This window comes from Pseudomonas sp. TH32 (assembly GCF_016650855.1).
Taxonomy (GTDB): Bacteria; Pseudomonadota; Gammaproteobacteria; order Pseudomonadales; family Pseudomonadaceae; genus Aquipseudomonas.
This window is the reverse complement of record NZ_JAEKFA010000002.1, coordinates 484908-507171: the sequence shown is the minus strand read 5'-3', so window position 1 is coordinate 507171 and position 22264 is coordinate 484908. Positions and strand designations below refer to the sequence as shown.

The following is a 22264-nucleotide window of genomic DNA, read 5'->3' as shown; positions in this document are numbered from 1 at the left end:
CGGAACGCCCGGGCCACCCATGGCTTCGGAAATTCCCTTCAAGGCTCTACATTCAGGCTGTAGGACACAGTTTGAAATAGTCCCTCGGTTGAATAGCCCCATGCCGCACCTTATATACCCCGCAGTACGCGACATATTAAGCATGAGGAGAATTCTACAACCATGATGCGCATTCTGCTGTTCTTGGCCACTAACCTGGCGGTCGTGCTGATTGCCAGCATCACGCTGAGCCTTTTCGGCTTCAATGGGATCATGGCGGCCAACGGGGTTGATCTGAACCTCAATCAGCTGCTGATCTTCTGTGCGGTCTTTGGTTTCGCCGGTTCGATTTTCTCGCTGTTCATCTCCAAGTGGATGGCGAAGATGAGCACCAGCACCCAGATCATCACCCAGCCACGTACCCGGCATGAGCAATGGCTGCTGCAAACCGTCGAGCAACTGTCCCGCGAAGCCGGGATCAAGATGCCCGAAGTCGGGATCTTCCCGGCCTATGAAGCCAACGCCTTTGCCACCGGCTGGAACAAGAACGACGCGTTGGTAGCCGTCAGCCAGGGCTTGCTGGAGCGGTTCTCGCCTGACGAGATCAAGGCGGTGCTGGCCCACGAGATCGGCCACGTCGCCAACGGTGACATGGTCACCCTGGCACTGGTGCAGGGCGTGGTGAACACCTTCGTGATGTTCTTCGCGCGGATCATCGGCAACTTTGTCGACAAGGTGATCTTCAAGAACGAACAGGGCCAAGGCATGGCCTACTACGTGGCGACCATCTTCGCCGAACTGGTGCTGGGCTTCCTCGCCAGCTCGATAGTGATGTGGTTCTCGCGCAAACGGGAGTTCCGCGCAGACGAAGCCGGTGCACGCCTGGCCGGTACCGGCGCCATGATCAGCGCCCTGCAACACCTGCGCTCCGAACAGGGCTTGCCGGTGCACATGCCGAACACCCTGACGGCCTTTGGCATCAACGGTGGCATCAAACAGGGCATGGCTCGCCTGTTCATGAGCCACCCACCGCTGGAAGAGCGGATTGACGCACTGCGTCGTCGCGGCTGACAACGACAAGAAGAAGGGGCGATTCAATCGCCCCTTTTTTGTGGGCGCGATTCAGCCCTTGGCCAACCGATAAACCCGCTCGTCCAGGCGTGTGACACCCTCCTGAACAAACTTCCAGCTGTCGTCCAGAATGTCCTGCTGCTCCATTACCTCCAGGCTCCACTGCGCGCCGAGCAGCAACTTCACTTCCTCGTGGCTCACCGCAAATGGCGGGCCGGCCTTTTGCGTCTGTTCATAGTCGAGGGTGATCAACAGGCCGCGACTGCCTCCCGCCATGATCCCGTTCAAATGCGCGGCATACTGCTCCCGCATCAGCGGTGGCAAGGCAATCAACGCCGCACGATCGTAAAGCGCTGTGCAATCAACCACGGCCCCGGCATCCAGCGCGAAGAAATCCCCGCACCACAGTTCGATAGAGCCCGCCTGGAAGACCTTGAAAGCGCCCCGCTGGCTAACCTGCGGCGTCAGCTCCTGCTCGCGGAAGAACTCTTCAACGGCCTTTTCCGACAGCTCAACCCCCACCACCCGATGCCCGATACTCGCCAGCCACACCAGGTCCAGGCTCTTGCCGCACAACGGCACCAGCACCTGCGCCCCGCTCGCCAAGCCCAGATCGGGCCAGTGGCGCAGCAGGTAAGGATTCACCTCGGGCAGATGGAAACCCGTCTGATTGCGCGCCCAACGCTCATGCCAAAATCCAGGTTCCATGATTCACCCTAAAACTTGATCAAATAGCGCTAAAACTTATATTAGATTTAGATCAATGATCTGATTGAAGATGGTCCCATCTTAACCCTCAGGACCCTACTCATGCTCCCCAGCCTGTTTATCTCCCACGGTTCGCCCATGCTTGCCCTGCAACCCGGTGCCAGCGGCCCGGCCCTCAAGCGCCTGGCCGCCGAGCTGCCACGACCCAAGGCCATTGTGGTGGTCTCGGCACACTGGGAAAGCCAGGGTTTGCTCGTGACAGGCAGCGCGGCCCCCGAGACCTGGCACGACTTCGGCGGCTTCCCCCGGGAATTGTTTGCCGTCCAGTACCCGGCCCCCGGTGACCCGCAGTTGGCCACCCAAATCGTGCAATTGCTCAAGGCTGATGGCCTGGAGGCGCGCCTTGATGACCAGCGCCCCTTCGACCACGGCACCTGGGTACCCCTGTCGCTGATGTACCCGGCTGCCGATATCCCGGTGGTGCAGGTGTCGCTGCCAAGCCGCATGGGCCCTGCCCTGCAAACCCGCGTCGGGCACGCACTGGCGAGCCTGCGGGAACAAGGCGTGCTGCTGATCGGCTCCGGCAGCATCACCCATAACCTTGGCGAACTGGACTGGCACGCCGGACCGGAAAGCATCGAGCCCTGGGCGCGGGATTTTCGCGACTGGATGGTCAGCAAGCTGGCCGCCAACGATGAAGCCGCGTTGCACGACTATCGCCGCCAGGCCCCCCATGCCGTGCGTAGTCATCCCAGCGACGAGCATCTGCTGCCGCTGTATTTCGCCCGAGGCGCCGGCGGAGAATTCAGCACCGCCCACCAAGGCTTCACCCTGGGCGCGCTGGGCATGGATATCTATCGTTTCGCTTGATTGCAGGCAAAAAAAATCCCCGAACCAGTCGGGGATTTTTTATGTTCGATCAATCAGCCCAAGGGCGGATCAATCTTCGCGGTAGCGACGCAGCTTCAACTGCTTGCCGGCAACGCGAGTGTCCTTCAGCTTGGTCAGGAGTTTCTCCAGACCATCTTCCGGCAGCTCCACCAGGGAGAAGCTGTCACGCACCTGGATGCGACCGATCGCTTCACGTGCCAGGCCACCCTCATTGAGGATAGCGCCCAGCAGGTTCTTGGCGGCGATGCCATCACGCGCGCCCAGCGCGGTACGGCAGCGAGCACGGCCTTCAGCCAATGGAACCGGAGCACGACGCTCACGATCACCACGGTCCGGACGGTCACCGGTACGCTCTGGACGATCACCGCGCGGGGCGTTGTTCGGTACCAGTGGGCGTTCTTTCTCGATGGCAGCCAGGGTCAGGGCCTGACCGTTGGTAGCCTTGCGCAGCAGGGCTGCAGCCAGGGCACGCGGGGTGCAACCGATATCGGCAGTCAGGCGGTCCAGCAGGTCGCCGTGGGTCGATTCAGCGTCAGCCACCAGCGGCGACAGGCTGTTGGTCAGTTTCTTGATGCGGGCATCGAGAACGGCCTGGGCATCCGGCAGGCGGACTTCGGCAACTTTCTGACCGGTTACACGCTCGATCACTTGCAGCATGCGGCGCTCACGTGGAGTCACCAACAGCAGTGCACGACCTTCGCGACCCGCACGGCCGGTACGGCCGATACGGTGAACGTAGGACTCCGGATCATAAGGCATGTCAACGTTGAACACGTGGGTGATACGTGGAACGTCGAGGCCACGGGCAGCAACGTCGGTCGCCACAACGATGTCCAGACGGCCATCCTTGAGGGAGTCGATTACACGCTCACGCTGGTTCTGGGCAATGTCACCGTTCAGCGCAGCGGCTTTGTAGCCTTTGGCTTCCAGGGCGCTGGCCAGGTCCAGGGTCGCTTGCTTGGTGCGCACGAACATGATCAGGGCGTCGAAGTCTTCGACTTCCAGCAGGCTCAATACAGCCGAGGTCTTCTGGTCAGCGTGAACCAACAGGTGAGCCTGTTCGATCGCGGTAACGGTCTGAGTCTTGGTCTGGATCTTCACGTGTTGCGGATCGCGCAGGTGGCGTTCGGCAATGGCACGGATCGACTGTGGCAGGGTAGCCGAGAACAGTACGGTCTGACGGGTCGCTGGCAGCGCCTTGAAGATGACTTCCAGGTCGTCCATGAAGCCCAGCTTGAGCATTTCGTCAGCTTCGTCCAGAACCAGGTGGTTCACGGTCGACAGCACTTTTTCGTCGCGACGCAGGTGGTCGCACAGACGGCCCGGAGTGGCGACAACGATCTGTGCGCCGTTACGGATTGCTTTCAGTTGTGGGCCCATAGGCGCGCCGCCGTAAACGGCCACAACGGTAACGCCCGGCATTTGCTTGGCGTAGGTTTCGAAAGCGGTTGCTACTTGCAGCGCCAACTCACGGGTTGGCGCCAGGATCAGGGCTTGCGGCTCGCGCTTGGCAGGATCGATGCAGTGCAGGATTGGCAGGGCGAACGCGGCGGTTTTACCGGTACCGGTTTGCGCTTGGCCAATCATGTCTTGGCCGGCCATGATGATCGGGATCGATTGCTGCTGAATAGCCGAAGGTTCTTCGTAGCCAGTCGCGATGACGGCAGCAAGAATATTCGGGTTAAGATTAAAAGCGGCGAAGCCGCCGGTTTCCTGGGTCATGGGTCTGCCTCTAAGTGCATCCGCAAAGACCCATGCTCCAAAGCTGCGCATGCCGTGTTGAGACTCAAGAGTCGCCCTGGCTGCTTTGTCGGCGGGGATTTGCGAAAACGAATGAATGAAAAAGATTCGTCAAGGAAGAGTCCGCTGTGCGGACGTGCAGCCGAAGCTGACTTCGGGGAATTGCGCTACCTAAACGCGGCCCGGTTAAAGGCCGGCGCGCACTATACCGGAAATCGCTGAAAAAGGGAGCTTTTTTTATCGGAAAACCCAGGTGAACGGCTCTGCATCAAAGGCTTTGCGCATCCGGGCGCCAGGGTCTATTTTTCAAAGGCCCGGCCCTGTTGGTCATGACGCTTAAACGGTTCACCCTGAACAGCGGGCCCTTTGGTCCGAAACCTCCCTTTGCGCCCGAGGGCACACGCCATGAACCCAGCCACCAGCAGCCGCGTCAGCCGTGAACAGCAGGGCCATATCCTGTTACTGGGCCTGGATCGCGTGGCCAAGCGCAATGCGTTCGACCTGGAATTGCTCAATGAGTTGAGCCTGGCGTATGGCGAATTTGATCGCAATGAGGAAGCGCGGGTGGCCATTGTCTTTGGGCATGGCGATCACTTTACCGCCGGGTTGGACCTGGCCAATGTGGGCCCGACCATGGCACAAGGCTGGCAGCCGCCGTTGGGTGGCTGTGATCCGTGGGGTGTTTTCGCGGGGCCCCGGGTGAGCAAGCCGGTGATTGTCGCGGCTCAGGGTTATTGCCTGACCATCGGGATCGAGCTGATGCTGGCGGCGGATATCAACCTGTGCGCCAGCAACACTCGCTTTGCGCAGATGGAGGTGCAGCGTGGGATCTTTCCTTTTGGGGGCGCGACGTTGCGGTTTCATCAGATTGCCGGGTGGGGGAACGCCATGCGCTGGTTGCTCACGGGGGATGAATTTGATGCCCATGAGGCGCTGCGGTTGGGGTTGGTGCAGGAGGTGATGGCCAGCGAGGATTTGCTGCCCCGGGCGGTGGCGCTGGCAAACCGCATTGCACAGCAGGCGCCGCTGGGGGTGCAGGCGACGCTGATGTCGGCGCGACAGGCCAGGATTGAGGGGAGACCGCGGCGGCGGCCGGGTTGCCGGTGTTGGTGGAGAAACTGTTGAACAGTGAGGATGCCAAGGAGGGCGTACGGGCGATGGTCGAGAAGCGGCCCGGGGTGTTTAAAGGCTGTTGATCGGGGCTTGGGGCGGGGTACATATCCGTTTTTTTGGTTATGGCTTCTATTGGTTCCGCTCTTACAGCGGGTCACTTTTGGAAAAGAGCCCCAAAAGTAACCAAAAGGGCTCTTGCCCCACCACTCGGCACCTCGCTAATGCTCGGTGTGCCCTCACTCCGGTACTACTGCGCGGGCCGCCGCGACGGGGCGTCCCTGCCCCGTCGCGGCTAAACCGGCGTCCTGCCGGTTTACCCGCTCCGTACTACCTGCGTTCGGCCAGCGTGGTTTAACGGGGCGCCTAAGATCAAGATCAAAAGCAGATCAAGAGCACAGCGGCCTACAGGCCGGCTTGAGTGGTGTGAAGCAAAGGCAAAATCAAAATCTAAAGCGGGCACGATCCCCTGTAGGAGCTGGCTTGCCGGCGATGGTCGTTAACGATGACGTTGGCGTCCTGAATAAACGCGGCGTTCTCAGGTTTTTCGCCGGCAAGCCGGCTCCTACAGAAAAGCAGCTCTGTTTTCGCTTTGGCTTTTGCTGTGGCTTCTACCACTCAAGCCGGCCTGTAGGCCGCTGTGCTGTAGATTTTGATCTTGATCTGGCTCTGACTGCCCCAATAAGCCCGAGGCCGAACGCAGGGATTGAGGAGCGGGTAAACCGGCAGGACGCCGGTTTAGCCGCGACGGGGCAGGGACGCCCCGTCGCGGCGGCCCGCGGAGCAATGCCGGAGTGAGGGAACACCGAGCCTTAGCGAGGTGCCGACAGGCGGGGCAGAGCGTTTTGGTTACTTTGCCGCTTTTGCAAAGTGACCCGCTGTAAGAGCGGAACCATAAGCCGCCGTTACCCAAATAACGGATATGTACACCCCCAAAAACCTACGTAGCCGGCCGAATCGCCTTAATCAGCGATTGCAGCGAATACCCCAACCGCGGCGCCAAGACCTCCGCCCGAGCCGACAACGCAGCCACATCAAGCCCCTGATCCAGATCCGCCGGCACCAGCAGAATCACATTCCCCTCCTTCACCGGCAGCTCCCAATAATGCCGGTGATACAACCCACGCAACAACGCCGCCCCCAACGGCTTGCCATCATCGGTAGCCCACTGATTAATCACCAGCCACCCACCAGGATTGAGCTTCTTCTGGCAGTTCTCCAGAAACGTCCAGGCCAGATGCCCCACCCCAGGACCAACATCCGTATACAGATCGACAAAAATCAGGTCCGCCGACTCCGCAGTGGGCAGTAACTCCAGGGCATCCCCGACGCGGATGTACAACCGCGGATCATCATCCAACCCCAAGAACTCGATGGCCAGGCGCGGCACATCCGGCCGCAACTCGATGGCTTCAACATCGTCCAGAGGCAGAAACTTCAGGCACGCCTGGGTCAACGTCCCCGCCCCCAACCCAAGGAACAACGCACTCTCCGGCCGCTCATGGCACAACGCCCCAATCAACATCGCGCGGGTGTAGTCGTATTCCAGCCAACTCGGGTCGGCAGTAAACACGCAGCTCTGCTCGATGGCATCGCCAAACTCGAGAAAGCGGTAATCGGCCACTTCCAGCACGCGGATCATGCCGAAGTCATCATGGACCTCGGCCAGCAGGCGCTCGACGCGCTCCTCAGACATTGCAACTCCTAACGGCGTGCCAACGGGAAAGCCGGGATTGTGGGCGAACCGGCGGCAGCAGGTCACGTACTAATTGCTGATAACATGGCAGCCCCGATCGCAAATCACTCGAGTTCATGATGAGCCAACCCTGGAGCCCCGACAGCTGGCGCGCCCTGCCGATCCAGCAACAACCCCAGTACCCTGACGCTGCACACTTGTCGCAGGTCGAGCAAAACCTGGCGAGCTATCCGCCGCTGGTGTTTGCCGGCGAGGCCCGTGAGTTGCGCCGTCAGTTTGCCGAGGTGACCCAGGGTCGCGCGTTCCTGTTGCAAGGCGGCGATTGCGCCGAGAGTTTTGCCGAGTTCTCGGCGGCAAAAATTCGCGACACCTTCAAGGTGCTGCTGCAGATGGCGATTGTGATGACCTTCGCCGCCGGCTGCCCGGTGGTCAAGGTCGGGCGCATGGCCGGCCAGTTCGCCAAGCCGCGCTCTTCCAACGATGAAACCATCGACGGCGTCACCCTGCCCGCTTACCGCGGCGATATCGTCAACGGTATCGGCTTCGACGAAAAAAGCCGCGTGCCGGATCCGGACCGCCTGCTGCAGTCCTATCACCAGTCCACCGCCACCCTGAACCTGCTGCGGGCGTTTGCCCAGGGCGGTTTTGCCGACCTGCATCAGGTGCACAAGTGGAGCCTGGACTTCATAGCCAACTCGGCCCTGGCCGAGAAGTACAGCCAACTGGCCGACCGTATCGACGAAACCCTGGCCTTCATGCGCGCCTGCGGCATGGACAGCTCGCCGCAACTGCGCGAGACCAGTTTCTTCACCGCCCACGAGGCGCTGCTGCTCAACTACGAACAAGCCTTCGTGCGCCGCGACAGCCTGACCAACGACTACTACGACTGCTCGGCACACATGCTGTGGATCGGTGATCGCACCCGTCAACTGGACGGTGCCCACGTCGAATTCCTGCGCGGGGTGAACAACCCGATCGGGGTCAAGGTCGGCCCGAGCATGAACCCCGACGACCTGATCCGCCTGATCGACATCCTCAACCCGGACAACGATCCGGGCCGCCTGAACCTGATTGCGCGCATGGGCGCGAACAAGGTCGGCGACCACCTGCCGAACCTGATCCGCGCGGTACAGCGCGAAGGCAAGCAGGTGCTGTGGAGCTCCGACCCGATGCACGGCAACACCATCAAGGCCAGCAGCGGCTACAAGACCCGGGACTTCGCGCAGATCCTCAGCGAGGTGAAGGAATTCTTCCAGGTGCATGAAGCCGAAGGCACTTACGCCGGCGGGATTCATATCGAAATGACCGGGCAGAATGTCACCGAATGCATCGGCGGCGCGCGGCCGATCACCGAGGACGGGCTGTCGGACCGCTACCACACCCACTGCGACCCACGGATGAACGCCGATCAGTCGCTGGAACTGGCATTCCTGATTGCCGAGACGCTAAAACAGGTCAAGCGCTAAGAGCGCCACGCGCAACCGCGCCGCACTGGCCCGCTGGCAATTGAGCTGTATCTGCTCAAGCCCGAGCCAGCCGGCCATCTGCCGCAGATTCAGGGCCAGCGCCTGCATGCCCTCCTCGTCCAGCCCCAGCTCTTCCTCGTGAACGGCATGCACCGCCAGGCGCCCTGCCGCCCGCTCCGCGCGTAAATCCACCCGCGCCGCGATCCGCTCATTGTGCAGGAACGGCAACACGTAATAGCCGTACACCCGTTTGTCCTGGGGCGTGTAGATCTCCAGCCGATAGCGGAAATCGAACAAACGCTCGGTACGGCTACGCTCCCAGATCAGCGAATCAAAAGGCGATAACAGCGCACTGGCAGGCACCTTGCGCGGGACTTTTGGCTCGGGCAGGCAATAGGCCGGCTGTTTCCAGCCCTGGACCTGGCACGTGACCAATTGCCCGTCCTCGACCAACTCCGCCAGGCGTCCACGGCTGTCGCCCGGGTCCAGGCGGAAGTAGTCGCGCAGGTCTTTTTCAGTACCCACCCCCAACGCCGTGGCGCTGTGCAGCAGCAAGCCGCGCTGGGCCTCGGCCTCGCTCAAGGGGGCTTGCTGGAGGATGTCGGCCGGGATCACACGCTCCGGCAAGTCATACAACCGCTCAAACCCCCGGCGTCCGGCGACGGTCACCAAGCCTGCTGCGAACAACCATTCCAGGGCATGTTTTTCATCGCTCCAGTCCCACCAGGGACCGGCGCGCTCCTCGCGGGTCGACAAACTGCCCGCCCCCAAGGCGCCCTGCTGTTCGACGATGCCCAGCACCCGGGTGATGGTGGCCTGTTGCTCGCGACCAAAGCGTGCCATCTGCTGATAGATGCCCTGCCCCTGAGCCGCCCGTTCCATGCGCCAGCGCATCAACGGGTACAGCGCCATCGGCAGCAACGAGGCCTCGTGGCCCCAATACTCGAACAGCGAACGGCGCCGACCCGAGCTCCACGCGGCCTGTTCAAGAATCAAGGGAGAGTAGTTACCCAAACGGGAAAACAGCGGCAGGTAGTGCGAGCGCACCACCGCGTTTACCGAATCAATCTGCAACACGCCCAAACGCTCAACCAGGCGATTGACCTGCGCGGCCTTGATCAGCGCCGGCGGCTGGCGCCCGGAAAAGCCTTGGGCGGCCAGCGCCAGGCGTCGCGCCTGCTTGAGGGAAAAGGACAGTTCTGCGGGCATGTGCATCTCCTTGTGTGCTCGCGAACCACCCTACTGCATCCCGAGTCATTTTCGCAGCGGGTCTTCCCAAAAATGCCGGCGGCTTTCCTGCTCGACATCGCCACGGTTGAGCCCGATATCCTTGAGCGCCTCATCGCTCATGCCCATCAACAACTGGCGCTCACGGTGCACCGCCAACCACCGGGAACCCAGCTGGAACAGCCCGGAAAGCGGCCGTTTCGCCATCAGCACAAAACCTCTTTGACCTTTCATCATCTCGCCCTCCAGTGGGGATGACTGAAGTCTGTGCCTGGCGCTATGATCAATCCAACGAATGTTTCTTATGCAATACATCTCGGAGATTGATCGATTGTCCAGCTACCCGAGTATCGACACCGAAGTGCTGCGCACCTTCGTCGCCATCGCCGATCAGGGTGGTTTCACCCGCGCCGGCGAGCAGGTCAACCGCACCCAGTCGGCGGTGAGCATGCAGATGAAGCGCCTGGAAGAAGATGTGTTGCAGCGCAAGCTGTTCGAGCGCGATGGCCGACAGGTGCGGTTGACGCCCGAGGGCCAGGTGCTATTGGGCTATGCCCGCAGGATTTTGAAGCTGCACAGCGAGGTGTTCAACACCTTGCGCGAGCCGCACATGGTCGGGCTGGTGCGCATCGGCACGCCAGACGACTACGTGATGCGCTACCTGCCGGGGATTCTCAAGCGCTTTTCCAAGGCTTACCCATTGATCCAGATTGAAATGCACTGTGAATCGTCACTGGTCCTGATGCAGCGCCGGGATCTCGACCTGACCGTTATCAGCCGCGAACCGGGAAATGAAATCGGCGAACTGCTGCGCCATGAACGCATGGTCTGGGTGGCGGCGCCCTGCTTTTGCATGGACGAGCACAGCGCCGTCCCCTTGGCCATTTCCGGCCTCGACAGCTTTTGCACACAGTGGGCACGCGCCGCGCTGGACGCCCAAGGGCAGGAGTACCGGCTGGCGTATCACAGCTCCAACGGGGCCGCGATCCTCGCCGTGGTAGGCGCCGGCCTGGCAGTCACGATCAACATGGAGAGTCTGGTGACCGAGGACCTGCGCATATTGGGCGCAGCGGATGGTTTCCCGGCGCTGCCGTCGGTCAATCTGCGGCTGTTGCGCAACCCACGCACCACCTCGCCGATTACCGAATGCCTCGCCGAGTACATCATTGAAGGCTTCAAACTTTAAAGGTCAGCATCACCGCACACACCGCCAGGAAACCGCAGAACAGCCCGCGCAACAGGCGCTCCGGCATGGCGTGGGCGACCTTCACCCCCCAACTGATGCTGAGCAGGCCGCCGACGGCCAGGGGCACGCCGATCAGCCAGTCCACTTCATGGTGCCAGGCGTAGGTCACCAGGGTCACGCTGGTACTCGGCAAAGCCAGCGCCAGCGACAGCCCTTGGGCCACCACCTGGCTGGTCCCGAAAATGCTGGTCAGCACCGGCGTGGCCACCACCGCGCCGCCGACCCCGAACAAACCGCCCATGGACCCGGACGCCGCACCCAGCACTCCCAGCCATGGCCAGGAATAACGCATCTGCGCTGAAGGCGGCGCGTTATGGGTAAACATTCTGAGCAGGTTGTAGGACGCCAACACCAACAGGAACGCGATAAACCCCACCCGCATCACTCCCGCGTCAATGCCCACCGCCCAGATCGAACCCAGCCAGGCAAAGGAGAAGCCCATCACGCCCAGCGGCAAGGCATGGCGCAGTTCAATCCGGTTGCGCTGGTGATAGCGCCACAAGGCAAGCATCACATTCGGCACCACCATCACCAGGGCCGTACCTTGGGCGATCTGTTGGTCCAGGCCGCAAAACACGCCCAACACGGGAATCGCAATCAACCCACCGCCAATCCCGAATAAGCCGCCGACGGTGCCCAACGCCACACCCATGACCAAATACAACGCTAAATCTGCCACCACTTCGCTCCCGCCGATCCCAGGCCTTGCATGCTACGCAGTCCGCTCTGGCGCGGAAACGCACAGCAACGCACAATGGCTGTGCCAACTTCGCACAAGCAGCCGCTGATGAACCCCAATACCCTGACCGATCAACTGAGCCTGTTTCTCGATGTGCTGGAAGCCGGCAGCTTTTCTGCCGCCGCCCGCCGTCATCCGCTCACGCCTTCGGCCGTGGCGCGGCGCATCGACAGCCTTGAAGCCTCGGTGGGCAGCCGGCTGTTTCAGCGCAGCACTCATGCTGTGGTGCCGACGCCCGCCGGCCTGGCGTTCGCCGAGCGCGCCCGGCGGATTGTCAGCGAGCTGCAACTGGCGCGGGCCGAAGCAGTGTCGCTGAGCCATGCACCTGAAGGGCTGATCCGCGTGGACGCACCGGCCGCCTTCGGCAGGCGGCACCTGGCGCCGGCCATCGCCGACTTTCTTAACGTGTACCCGGGCCTCGACGTGCACCTGCACCTGATCGACAGCTTTGTCGACATGCAGGGCGAGCATTTGGGCAAGGTCGACCTGGTGCTGCGGGCCGGGCATATCGTCGACACCCGGCTGATCGCCACGCCCCTGGCCAGCATCGTGCGCATCGCCTGCGCCAGCCCCGGCTACCTGAAGAGCCGTGGCACACCGACCCATCCCAGCCAGTTGAACGAACACGATGGCCTGGACTGGGAAGGCCTGGCCCCCATGTTCGCCTGGCGCTTTGAACTGGATGGGCGCAAGGCCACCTACCGCCCGCAGCGCATCCGCATGAGCGCCAACAACGCCGAAGCCCTGCTGTCGGGCGCCTTGGCCGGGCTGGGTGTCGCGCACCTGCCCACCTGGCTCGCCAGTGAATACCTGGTGCGCGGCGAACTGGTACCGCTGTTCTGCGAGAACGGCTTGCCGTCACCTGAAACCGCCGGCATCTATGCCCTGCGCCTGGAGCAACAGGCCAACGCCCGCAGCCGCTTATTGCTGGAATACCTTAAGGCACGCTTCAGCCCGGTGCCGCCGTGGGATCTGGCGCTGCAAAGCGGCTTGGGCTGACCGGCCGGACAGAATTGTCTGGCGCGTTAAAGGTTTGCCCGCTAGATTCAAAACCAGACACGTTTTAAGGCCCTGCCATGACCAAGCCCCTCGATACCTGCGAATCCTTGCTGCTCGACAACCAACTGTGTTTTGCCCTGCATTCCACCTCGTTGCTGATGACCAAGGTCTACAAACCGCTGCTGCAAGCCCTCGGCCTGACCTACCCGCAATACCTGGCCATGATGGTGCTGTGGGAAGAAGATGGCCTGACCGTCGGGGAAATCAGCAACCGCCTGCTGACGGACCCCGGCTCCCTGACGCCGCTGCTCAAGCGCCTGGAAGCCGAAGGCCTGCTCAGCCGCACCCGCAGCCGCGAAGACGAGCGCGTGGTGGTGGTTGAATTGACCGAGACCGGGCGCGCCCTGCGGGACAAGGCCATGGATATCCCACAGTGCATTCTGGGTGCCAGCGGGCTGGACATCGAACAACTGCGCAAGCTGCAGGGGGACTTACTGGCGCTGCGCGGGAATTTGCAGCGTAGCGTTTAACCCAGGAACCGCGTGCTAGAGCCACCCAGCCCTCACACGCGGATTTTTTTGTAAATTTATCTTGCGCACTAATTATTAGCGCGATACATTCATCTCGCCACTTACTTAGCGCGCAAACAATTAGCGCAAATACTGACGAGGAAATCACCATGCAAACTCTCTACACCGCAGTAGCCACCGCCACCGGCGGCCGTGATGGCCGTGCTGTTTCCAGCGACAACATCCTTGACGTAAAACTCTCCACGCCAAAAGAGCTGGGCGGCGCAGGCGGCCAGGCCACCAACCCGGAACAACTGTTCGCTGCCGGCTACTCCGCCTGCTTTATCGGTGCCCTGAAATTCGTCGCCAGCCAGACCAAACGCAAAATCCCGGATGACGCTTCGATCACTGCCCACGTCGGCATCGGTCAGATCCCCGGCGGTTTCGGCCTGGACATCGACCTGCACATCAGCCTGCCCGGCCTGGCCCAGGACGATGCGCAAAGCCTGGTCGACGCTGCCCACCAGGTCTGCCCTTACTCCAACGCCACTCGTGGCAACGTCGATGTACGCCTGCATGTAACCGTCTAACCCACGCGTTTTTTGGAGAAGAACATGAACACATTTGGCAAAGTACTCACCGGCACCCTGCTCGCCTTCTCGATCACCAACGCCTTTGCGGCCAGCGGTGACGTGGAGCACAACACCCAGGCGTTTCTGGATGCATTGAACGCCGGCACCGGCAAACCGATGGAGCAACTGACGCCCAAGGAAGCGCGGGCGGTGCTGACCGGCGCGCAATCGGGAGTGAAGCTCACGCTGCCCAAGGCCGACGTCAGCCAGAAGACCATTCAGGTCGATGGCCAGCCGCTGAGCCTGACCATCGTGCGTCCGGCCGGGGTCAAGGGCACATTGCCCGTGTTCATGTTCTTCCACGGCGGCGGCTGGGTCCTCGGGGATTTCCCGACCCACGAGCGGCTGGTGCGTGACCTGGTGGTGGGTTCGGGAGCGGCGGCGGTGTTCGTCAATTACACGCCATCACCTGAAGCGCATTACCCGGTGGCGATCAACCAGGCGTACGGGGCAACCAAGTGGGTAGCCGAACATGGCAGCGAGATCAACGTTGATGGCAAACGCCTGGCCGTCGCCGGCAACAGCGTCGGCGGCAACATGGCAGCCGTGGTCAGCCTGATGGCCAAGGACAAGGGCACTCCGGCGATCAAGTTCCAACTGCTGTTGTGGCCGGTGACCGACGCCAACTTCGACACCGGGTCCTACAACCAGTTTGCCGAAGGCCACTTCCTGACCCGAAACATGATGAAGTGGTTCTGGGACAACTACACCACCGATGCCAACCAGCGCGCCGAGATCTATGCGTCGCCCCTGCGGGCAACTGCCGCACAGCTCAAGGGTTTGCCTCCGGCACTGATTCAGACCGCAGGCTCCGACGTACTGCGTGACGAAGGCGAAGCCTATGCCCGCAAGCTGGATGAAGCCGGTGTACCGGTGACCGCCGTGCGCTACAACGGCATGATCCATGACTACGGTTTGCTGAACGTCGTCAGCCAGGTACCGGAAGTCCGTTCGGCGCTGCTGCAAGCGTCCGAGGAACTGAAGCAACACTTGAAGTAAAAAACGGCACCCACAAAAAAGCCCGACTCATGGTCGGGCTTTTTCTGTCGTACCGGTGGCGCAAGAATTACTTCTTGGCGCGACCTTTGTACGAACCACCTTCACGGGTGTCGATCTCGATCAGGTCGTCGATTTCGATGAAATCGGCCACTTGCAGTTCGGTACCGTTAGCCAGCTTGGCAGGCTTCATCACTTTGCCCGAAGTGTCGCCACGAGCGGAACCTTCGGTGTAGGCAACCTTACGCACGATGGTGGTCGGCAGCTCTACGGAAACCAGACGGTCTTCGAAGAAGATAGCTTCGCAGACGTCTTCCATGCCTTCTTCCACGAACGGCAGAACGGCTTCGATGTCTTCAGCGTTCAGCTCGTACATGGTGTAGTCGGTGGTGTCCATGAACGTGTAGGTGTCGCCGCTGATGAAGGACAGGGTCGCTTCTTTGCGGTCGAGGATCACGTCGTCCAGTTTGTCATCGGCGCTGTAGACGATCTCGGTCTTGTAACCGGTCAGCAGGTTCTTCAGCTTGGTCTTCATGATTGCGCTGTTACGACCAGACTTGGTGAACTCAGCTTTCTGAACCAGCCAAGGGTCGTTTTCGAGACGGATCACTGTACCGGGTTTCAGTTCTTTACCAGTTTTCATTGCGAATATCCGAAATTTGGATGGGATTTACAAAAATCAAGGTCGCGTATCATATCCAATTTACATAAAACTGTACCAGCGCCGTCGCAAGATCGGTCCGCGAGCCTTGATCCAGAGCCCATCTTTCGGCGTTCGCGGTCACTTCCGGCCAGTGTTCGAGGAGCATTTTCCAGCTTTGTGCCATATCGCCATCAGCGTTCCAGGCCTGCCAAAGAGTGATCAACACGACTTTCGCGGCCGGCGACAGGCCCTCGGTGTACAGCTCAAGGAAGGCCTCCAGCTTGTCCAGGTGAATGTCTTCGTCCTGGCGGTAGATGTGCCACAGCAGGGGTCGACCGGCCCATTGCGCCCGCACAAAGGAGTCTTCGCCGCGCACGGCGTTGAAGTCGCAGCACCAGAGCAATCGGTCGTATTGCTCCTGGCGTACGAACGGCAGCACCTGCAGCGTCAAGGCATCGCGCCGGTGCACGTCGCCCACGCTCAGCGACTCGACGCCCAGCCAGCGCTGCACATCACCCAGGATCCGCCCTTCCGGCACCAACAGATGAGTGGCGCGCCCATCGGCGGCCAGCACGTCGAGCCAACTGGCCAGCCCGGCGTTTTCGTAGGCAAACAACGACATGATCCGCGCGCCCGTGGTCGGGAAAACCCCAAGCGCCTGCAGAAACTGCTGCCGGGCGGCGGCGTCTTGCTGGAAGGCATCGCGCTGTTCCAGCAGCCCGGCTTCGCGCAGCAAACCGCCGGTACCGGGACGGAATCCGGGAAAGAAGAAGTACTTTTGCACGCCCTTGAATTTCACCGAGGGCAGCCCGTGGCAGCCAACTACCCAGTCTTCGGCGCTCAGGTAATCCAGGTTCATCCACAACGGCGTACGTTCGCGTGCGGCCATCGCTTCCATGTAGTCAGGCGGCAATTGGCAGGCGAATGCGGCGATCACCACGTCTGCCGCGTCGGTTGCCGGCCAGTCGCAAGGCCAGTGGCGCACGTCGACGCCCTCCTGCCATTGCTGGTGCACCTGCACATCAATCTCGGGGCACATGCGTTCGAACGCCCGCAGGTCATCGACCCACAGGCACACCGCACAACCGTGTTCCGCCACCAGTTGCCGGGCCAGGCGCCAGGTCACGCCAATGTCGCCGTAGTTGTCGACGACGCTGCAAAAAATATCCCAGCGGGCTTTCATTCCGGGCTCCAACATTCAAAGGCTCGATTGTCCGCATAAAAGCCTCGATTGCGAAGGGTTGATCACGATTATTCTGCACGCGGCTGTGGGACAATCGGCGCCATGCCGCACGTGCCCGCCAGGAGGCCACCATGTCTGATCGTTCGTTCTCGCTGTTCAAGCTCAGTATCGCCGTGGCCTTCGGCCTGTGGCTGGGTTTTATCGCCATCGTGCTGAGCGTGTGGCTGGGGTCCCGCTATTTGCCTGAGCAAACCGTGGCACCGGTGGCCCGGGTGGTGCAGCAGTTGGGCAAACCGGAGGTGGTCGCACCGGAGCCGCCGAACCGTATGTTCGAGCAGTACCAGGAGAACCTGCGCAAGCAGGAGCAACAGCAGACCCTGGACCAGGCCCGCAATAACCCACGCAACCTGTCCAACCCCAAATGCCAGTTCTGGCTGCAACAGGACCAGAACGCCCCCAACGACAAGAGCCGGGCCAACGTCCTGCAATTTTGCGATTGATCACGAAAGCCGCCCATGAATAAGCACGCCGTTCACCAATTGGTCCTGGACAAGCTCGCGGTCGATCTCGATATCGCCCTGCGCGCTGCGCAAACCGCCTACGAAACCGCAACCCACGAAGAAAACATCGCCGAGAACAAGTACGACACCCTGGGGCTGGAGGCGTCCTACCTGGCCGCCGGCCAGGCCCGGCGCGTCGAAGAGATCAAGCAGGCGCTGACGCTCTGCCAGAACATGCAGTTGCGCGCCTACGATGACCAACGCGGGATCGAGGTGGGCGCATTGCTGGGGCTGGTGGATGAAAACGATCGCCAGCAGTGGCTATTCCTGGCACCGGACGGCGCAGGGTTGAAAGTCGATGTGGTGGGGCAACCGGTGACCGTCATCACCCCACGCTCGCCCCTGGGCAAAAGCCTGTTGGGCAAGTTCGAAGGGGATGAGGTGGAGATTCTGGTGGGAGGCGCTCGGCAACAGTTTGCTGTTACCGAGGTGAAATAAGCCGATCAGTGAACCGGCAGTTCGACGCCGTCGAACAGCTCTTCCAGTTCCTGCTTGTTGTGGCACTGGATGGCCTTGGCCATGACCTCGCGCGTCAGGTGCGGGGCGAACTTCTCGATGAAGTCGCACATGAAGCCGCGCAGGAAGGTGCCACGACGGAAGCCGATCTTGGTCACGCTGGATTCGAACAGTTCGCTGGCATCGAGCACCACCAGGTCGCTGTCGAGCTTGGTGTCGACCGCCATCTTGGCGACGATGCCGACGCCCAGGCCCAGGCGCACGTAAGTCTTGATCACGTCGGCGTCGGCGGCGGTGAACACCACTTTCGGCGTCAGGCCGCGGTGGCTGAAGGCTTCGTCGAGTTTCGAACGGCCGGTGAAACCGAATACGTACGTCACGATCGGGTATTCAGCCAGGGCTTCCAGGGTCAGCTTCGGCAGCTTGGCCAGCGGGTGACCTTGAGGGACCACAACGCAGCGGTTCCAGCGGTAGCACGGCATCATCACCAGGTCGCCGAACAACTCCAGGGCTTCGGTGGCGATGGCGAAATCGACGGTGCCGTCTGCGGCCATCTCGGCGATCTGCATCGGCGAACCCTGGTGCATGTGCAAGGCCACGTCCGGGTACTGCTTGATGAAGCTGCTGATCACCGGTGGCAGCGCGTAACGTGCCTGGGTGTGGGTGGTGGCGATCGACAGGGTGCCCTTCTTCTCGTTGGAGAATTCCTGGGCGATCTGCTTGATGCTTTCGACCTTGCGCAGGATCTCGCCAGCGGTGGTGATGATGCGCTCACCGGCCGGGGTGACACGGGTCAGGTGCTTGCCGCTGCGCGCGAACACTTCAACGCCCAGCTCGTCTTCGAGCAGGCGGATCTGCTTGCTGATACCGGGTTGCGAGGTGTAAAGGCTTTGAGCAGTAGCGGAAACGTTGAGGTCGTGGTGCGCCACTTCCCAGATGTAGCGCAGTTGTTGAAGCTTCATATGTGTCCCTCAAAGCGGATAGACGCCACGGGTATCAGCGACGGTATATAACTATATTAAAGGTTAGACGGATAAATCTAGAACTTTTTATCGTTTTCTACCAATCACACGTCATCACTGCGTCGACGCTGCAACAGCGGCACCAGGTACACCGGCACCTGAGACAGCTGCAACACCCGTGCGGCGGTTCTCCCCAGGGGCGTCGCCACCCCGACCGCCTGGCTGTGACTACCTACGATCAACAAATCCACGGAGAGTTTCTGCGACTGGTCGAGAATCACTTCGCAGGGATCGCCCTGGATCACTCGCACCGAACGGATCAACTTGAGGTCCTGCTCCCCTTCCCCCAGCTCCTCGCGAAAACTGTCGAGCACCCGTTGTTCGATGGTTGCCATCACGGTGGTCAGCCCCTGGCTTTGCCATTCACTCAAGGCCCGCTCATCAAGGTAGCTCTGCAACACCGATTCGGCGAACAGCCCGATGGGCTCGACCACATGAATCACATACAGATCAGCCTTGAACGTTCGTGCCAGCGCCAGGGCATGTTGCATCACATAAGGCGCGTACAGACCAAGGTCCGTGGCGTACAACATCGAACGAATCATAGAACCTCCTGGACAGCCAGGATGGCGGAGATTGATTCAGCTTAGCAGCGCCTTTGGCAGTGCTCAGCCCTCGGTCTGAATTTTCAACTCGTTACTGATCCCATGGGGGACGTGCCCGGTGGCCACGAACTCCCTGGCCTTCTCGCAATGCCCTTCCTGGTCATCGAAAAACACATCGGCGGCAAAGGCTTCGAGGAACGCCGACTTTTCCAGGCCACCGAGAAACAGCGACTCGTCGAGACGGATATCCCATTCGCGCAGCGTGCGAATCACCCGCTCATGGGAAGGCGCCGAACGGGCGGTCACCAGCGCGGTACGGATCGGGCAGGACTCGTCGGGGAACTCACGCTGCAACAAATTGAGCGCCGCCAGGAAACCCTTGAACGGACCGCCGCGCAACGGCTCGCGTGCCGACTCCCGCTCGCTGGCCTGGAAGGCTTCCAGGCCTCCCGATTGGTAGATGCGCTCGGACTCGTCGGAAAACAGCACCGCGTCGCCGTCGAAAGCGATCCGCAATTCGGCGCTGGAAGCCCGCCCTGCGCCGCCCGACAAAATGGTCGCGGCGGCAAACCCGGCATCCAGGGCGCTGCGCACATCTTCGGCATGGGTGGACAGAAACAGGTGGCAGCCAAACGCGGCCAGATAAGGATAAGGACTGCGCCCTCCGACGAACGCCGCGCGGGAGATGTCCAGGCCGTAATGCTGGATCGAATTGAACACGCGCAAGCCGGTGTCGGCACTGTTGCGCGACACCAGCACCACCTCGACCCGGGCACGGCCGAGGCTGGCGTTGAGGCTCAGGAGTTTCTTCACCAGTGGGAAGGCGTCACCGGGCTCGAGGGTTTCTTCCTCGTGGTCGATCTGGTACTTGCGATAGGCCTCGACGCCTTGTGCCAGGTAAACCCTGTGGCTTTCGCTCAGGTCGAACAGGGCCCGCGAGGAAATCGCCAGCACCAGTTTGTCGCCCAATCCCTTTGCCATGTGTGTTCCCCCGAATCAGCGGTTATGCCGATCAATAAAACTCAAGGCCTGGTACAGCGCCTGCATGCGTGGCAACTCACAACCCGCCGCCTTTGCGGCAGCCAAGGGGCGTGCGTAGATCGCCGCCAGCTCCAGCGGGCGCTTGTGCACGTAATCGTGATACATGCTGGGCAGGTAGTCATCCATGCTCTCGGTCATGGTGAACATCTGCCCGGCATAACTGGCGGGGATTTCATGCCCGCACGCGTGGGCCCCCTGCACCACTTCGGCCATCAGCGCCTGGATCAGTTCGCGGCTGGATTCATCCGCCATCATCGCCGTGGTGCCGGTGCCAAACAATACCGAGAGACCGTTGTACGGCACGTTCCACACCAGTTTGTGCCAGCGTGCCTGATGCACGTTGGCCATGGCCTGGGAATCGATGCCGGCCTGGTGAAACAGTGCAGCGCCTGCTTCGACAATCGCCTGCCGGTCGGCTTCATCGTTTGCAGCTGGGCCACTGTGGTAACCCAGGTTGACCCGGCCCAGTGCCTGGTGCTCGACAATTCCCGGCCCGGAGCGATGCACGCCGATGTAGCACAGGCCACCCAGCAAGTGCAGCGACGGCGGCAGGTGTTCGCGCAGGCTGTCCTCTACGTCGAGGCCATTTTGCAGGAGGATGACTTTGGCGTCCGGGGCGGCGATCTGCGCGATGGTCGGGGCCAGTTCGACATTGCCCGTCGATTTGGTGCCCACCAGCAGCCAGTCGCATGGCGGCATATCTGCGGCGCGGGCATAGGCCTGCACCGGGTGAAGGTGCACCGTTCCGTGGATCGTGCTGTTAAGTTGCAGGCCGCGCTCGCTGACCGCCGCGTACTCGCTGCGCAACAGGAAATGCACATCGAAGCCGGCACGCGCGAGCATCAGGCCGTAGAAGCCACCAATGGCCCCGGTGCCGATAATCCCGATCCGTGGCGACTGCTTTGTTACGTCAATCATGGCAACTCCTCTGGAATTCGTTTGAGCGCCTGCTGCACACCCTGAGTCAGGTCGCCGGCGGTCAGACGCGTCAGTGACGCTAATATTCCATGGAATTTGCCGTCACACACCACAAACAACGCCGGCAGATGAAAGATCTCGTAGCGCTCCACCGCGCCACCATTGTGACCTGCATCCACCCAGCAGACCCGGTCCACCGGCAAGTCCCAACCTGGCAGTTGCTGGTGCAGGAAGCGGCAGCGCGAGCATCCGTCACCGGTAAACACCAGCAGCGAGGTGCCCGGAAGCCCCAACAATTGCTGGTCGATATCCAGATCGGTAAGGTGCAGTTCTTTCACTATACTGCTGCCACCGCCGTCAACTGGACGGTGCTCGGAGTCCGTGTGCATGGGTCGTTTCTTTCCTCACCCTGATGATGTCGCTGTCGAATTAACCCAACGTCCCATTTCCGGCATTTCCCGCCAACGGCTGCACACTATCGGCCTGGGCGGCGTCGCTTGCAATTACCCCCGCGCCTGGCGCCAGGGCACGGCCATCGAGATGCACATCCCTTCACTGGGCCTGACGGCCCGCTATCCGGGCTACGTAGCCTGGTGCCGCAAGGCTGAAAACGGCTACCGCGTCGGCATTGCCTTTACCGATGAGCAGGCCTTGTTCGGTGCACGGATGGGCGAGCAAGTGTGCCAGATTGAACGTTACTGCCGGCTCAACGAAGGCGCCATGCCGACACCCCGGCAGAGCGAAGCCCTGGCCCGCGAATGGGTCACACGCCATGCCAGCGAGTTCTCCCATGAAGCTTTTGTGCAGCCAGCACTGGATTAAAGCGGCCTTTGCCCATTGTCTCCCAGGCTTGTAACGCGCTAAGGTTCCGCTCCCCGCTGCACTTA

General features: G+C 61.3%; 24 protein-coding genes and 1 pseudogene. 12 read left to right on the top strand and 13 right to left on the bottom strand.

Translation table 11 applies throughout. The features are described from left to right. Positions 1 to 162: 162 nt before the first annotated feature. Entirely contained in the window at positions 163 to 1050 is an 888-nt protein-coding gene (htpX, locus tag JFV30_RS06000; RefSeq protein WP_003209055.1) for a protease HtpX, read from the top strand. Positions 1051 to 1101: 51 nt separating this feature from the next. Here htpX and JFV30_RS05995 read toward each other — a convergent pair whose 3' ends face one another. Then, a complete protein-coding gene (locus tag JFV30_RS05995) occupies positions 1102 to 1758 on the bottom strand; it encodes a thiopurine S-methyltransferase (protein ID WP_201122469.1) in 657 nt (218 codons plus the stop codon). A 102-nt stretch (positions 1759 to 1860) separates the two neighbouring features. Here JFV30_RS05995 and JFV30_RS05990 point away from each other — a divergent pair, with 102 nt between their 5' ends. After that, the gene (locus JFV30_RS05990; RefSeq protein WP_010176148.1) at positions 1861 to 2628 is read left to right on the top strand and encodes a DODA-type extradiol aromatic ring-opening family dioxygenase; all 768 of its coding nucleotides are present in this window, start codon (positions 1861 to 1863) and stop codon (positions 2626 to 2628) included. Between the two features lie 69 nt (positions 2629 to 2697). Here the strand turns inward: JFV30_RS05990 and JFV30_RS05985 are convergent, their stop codons facing one another. Continuing rightward, positions 2698 to 4371 carry a DEAD/DEAH box helicase gene (locus JFV30_RS05985; protein ID WP_003209050.1) on the bottom strand — a complete coding sequence of 558 codons (1674 nt, stop codon included), beginning with the start codon at positions 4369 to 4371 and terminating at the stop codon, positions 2698 to 2700. A gap of 423 nt (positions 4372 to 4794) precedes the next feature. On the opposite strand from JFV30_RS05985, the pseudogene JFV30_RS05980 reads away from it, so the two are divergent. Continuing rightward, a pseudogene (locus JFV30_RS05980) lies at positions 4795 to 5585 on the top strand (crotonase/enoyl-CoA hydratase family protein). A gap of 854 nt (positions 5586 to 6439) precedes the next feature. On the opposite strand, the gene JFV30_RS05975 reads toward JFV30_RS05980, so the two are convergent. After that, positions 6440 to 7195: a spermidine synthase gene (locus JFV30_RS05975; protein WP_010176150.1), complete on the bottom strand. Its 756-nt coding sequence runs from the start codon at positions 7193 to 7195 to the stop codon at positions 6440 to 6442. 119 nt (positions 7196 to 7314) lie between these two features. Here JFV30_RS05975 and JFV30_RS05970 point away from each other — a divergent pair, with 119 nt between their 5' ends. Next, positions 7315 to 8661 (top strand): class II 3-deoxy-7-phosphoheptulonate synthase, encoded by a 1347-nt coding sequence (locus tag JFV30_RS05970; RefSeq protein WP_201122467.1) that lies wholly within the window; start codon positions 7315 to 7317, stop codon positions 8659 to 8661. On the opposite strand, the gene JFV30_RS05965 is transcribed toward JFV30_RS05970, so the two are convergent. Both JFV30_RS05965 and JFV30_RS05960 read right to left on the bottom strand, forming a co-directional pair. Beyond that, on the bottom strand, positions 8641 to 9870 hold the full coding sequence (locus tag JFV30_RS05965) for a winged helix-turn-helix domain-containing protein (RefSeq protein WP_201122466.1): 1230 nt from the start codon (positions 9868 to 9870) through the stop codon (positions 8641 to 8643). The two genes, JFV30_RS05970 and JFV30_RS05965, sit on opposite strands and share 21 nt — an antisense overlap. Positions 9871 to 9915: 45 nt before the next feature. Continuing rightward, a complete protein-coding gene (locus JFV30_RS05960; RefSeq protein WP_201122464.1) occupies positions 9916 to 10122 on the bottom strand; it encodes a DUF1127 domain-containing protein in 207 nt (68 codons plus the stop codon). 70 nt (positions 10123 to 10192) lie between these two features. Between JFV30_RS05960 and JFV30_RS05955 the strand changes: the two genes are divergently transcribed. Continuing rightward, a complete protein-coding gene (locus JFV30_RS05955) occupies positions 10193 to 11074 on the top strand; it encodes a LysR family transcriptional regulator (protein WP_201122462.1) in 882 nt (293 codons plus the stop codon). Here JFV30_RS05955 and JFV30_RS05950 read toward each other — a convergent pair. Beyond that, positions 11064 to 11813: a sulfite exporter TauE/SafE family protein gene (locus JFV30_RS05950; RefSeq protein ID WP_029616122.1), complete on the bottom strand. Its 750-nt coding sequence runs from the start codon at positions 11811 to 11813 to the stop codon at positions 11064 to 11066. The two genes, JFV30_RS05955 and JFV30_RS05950, sit on opposite strands and share 11 nt — an antisense overlap. A 108-nt stretch (positions 11814 to 11921) precedes the next feature. Here JFV30_RS05950 and JFV30_RS05945 point away from each other — a divergent pair, with 108 nt between their 5' ends. The 4 genes from JFV30_RS05945 to JFV30_RS05930 all read left to right on the top strand — a co-directional run bounded on the left by JFV30_RS05945 (position 11922) and on the right by JFV30_RS05930 (position 15012). Continuing rightward, positions 11922 to 12872: a LysR family transcriptional regulator gene (locus JFV30_RS05945; protein WP_201122460.1), complete on the top strand. Its 951-nt coding sequence runs from the start codon at positions 11922 to 11924 to the stop codon at positions 12870 to 12872. Positions 12873 to 12949: 77 nt separating this feature from the next. Continuing rightward, positions 12950 to 13402 carry a MarR family winged helix-turn-helix transcriptional regulator gene (locus JFV30_RS05940; RefSeq protein WP_169387506.1) on the top strand — a complete coding sequence of 151 codons (453 nt, stop codon included), beginning with the start codon at positions 12950 to 12952 and terminating at the stop codon, positions 13400 to 13402. Positions 13403 to 13551: 149 nt separating this feature from the next. Then, the gene (locus JFV30_RS05935; RefSeq protein WP_010176159.1) at positions 13552 to 13971 is read left to right on the top strand and encodes an organic hydroperoxide resistance protein; all 420 of its coding nucleotides are present in this window, start codon (positions 13552 to 13554) and stop codon (positions 13969 to 13971) included. A 24-nt stretch (positions 13972 to 13995) separates the two neighbouring features. Continuing rightward, positions 13996 to 15012, top strand: coding sequence for an alpha/beta hydrolase (locus JFV30_RS05930; RefSeq protein WP_010176161.1), 1017 nt, complete (start codon positions 13996 to 13998; stop codon positions 15010 to 15012). A gap of 67 nt (positions 15013 to 15079) precedes the next feature. Here JFV30_RS05930 and JFV30_RS05925 read toward each other — a convergent pair whose 3' ends face one another. Both JFV30_RS05925 and earP read right to left on the bottom strand, forming a co-directional pair. After that, the gene (locus JFV30_RS05925) at positions 15080 to 15652 is read right to left on the bottom strand and encodes an elongation factor P (protein WP_003218698.1); all 573 of its coding nucleotides are present in this window, start codon (positions 15650 to 15652) and stop codon (positions 15080 to 15082) included. 49 nt (positions 15653 to 15701) lie between these two features. Next, on the bottom strand, positions 15702 to 16835 hold the full coding sequence (gene earP, locus JFV30_RS05920; protein ID WP_201122458.1) for an elongation factor P maturation arginine rhamnosyltransferase EarP: 1134 nt from the start codon (positions 16833 to 16835) through the stop codon (positions 15702 to 15704). Positions 16836 to 16966: 131 nt separating this feature from the next. On the opposite strand from earP, the gene JFV30_RS05915 reads away from it, so the two are divergent. Further along, positions 16967 to 17335, top strand: coding sequence for a hypothetical protein (locus JFV30_RS05915; RefSeq protein WP_201122456.1), 369 nt, complete (start codon positions 16967 to 16969; stop codon positions 17333 to 17335). Between the two features lie 15 nt (positions 17336 to 17350). Beyond that, a complete protein-coding gene (locus tag JFV30_RS05910; protein WP_201122454.1) occupies positions 17351 to 17833 on the top strand; it encodes a GreA/GreB family elongation factor in 483 nt (160 codons plus the stop codon). A 5-nt stretch (positions 17834 to 17838) separates the two neighbouring features. On the opposite strand, the gene cysB is transcribed toward JFV30_RS05910, so the two are convergent. From cysB to JFV30_RS05885, 5 genes are all read right to left on the bottom strand, one after another. Beyond that, the gene (gene cysB / locus JFV30_RS05905) at positions 17839 to 18813 is read right to left on the bottom strand and encodes an HTH-type transcriptional regulator CysB (protein WP_010176165.1); all 975 of its coding nucleotides are present in this window, start codon (positions 18811 to 18813) and stop codon (positions 17839 to 17841) included. 104 nt (positions 18814 to 18917) lie between these two features. Beyond that, a complete protein-coding gene (locus JFV30_RS05900; protein WP_010176167.1) occupies positions 18918 to 19418 on the bottom strand; it encodes a universal stress protein in 501 nt (166 codons plus the stop codon). A 63-nt stretch (positions 19419 to 19481) separates the two neighbouring features. Continuing rightward, positions 19482 to 20399 (bottom strand): 5'-nucleotidase, encoded by a 918-nt coding sequence (locus JFV30_RS05895; protein WP_010176168.1) that lies wholly within the window; start codon positions 20397 to 20399, stop codon positions 19482 to 19484. A gap of 15 nt (positions 20400 to 20414) precedes the next feature. Further along, a complete protein-coding gene (locus JFV30_RS05890) occupies positions 20415 to 21377 on the bottom strand; it encodes a putative 2-dehydropantoate 2-reductase (RefSeq protein ID WP_201122452.1) in 963 nt (320 codons plus the stop codon). Beyond that, positions 21374 to 21766, bottom strand: coding sequence for a hypothetical protein (locus JFV30_RS05885; RefSeq protein WP_010176170.1), 393 nt, complete (start codon positions 21764 to 21766; stop codon positions 21374 to 21376). The genes JFV30_RS05890 and JFV30_RS05885 overlap by 4 nt, the downstream gene beginning before the upstream one ends. Here JFV30_RS05885 and JFV30_RS05880 point away from each other — a divergent pair. Continuing rightward, the gene (locus tag JFV30_RS05880) at positions 21765 to 22199 is read left to right on the top strand and encodes a PilZ domain-containing protein (RefSeq protein ID WP_201122450.1); all 435 of its coding nucleotides are present in this window, start codon (positions 21765 to 21767) and stop codon (positions 22197 to 22199) included. The two genes, JFV30_RS05885 and JFV30_RS05880, sit on opposite strands and share 2 nt — an antisense overlap. Positions 22200 to 22264 lie beyond the last annotated feature (65 nt).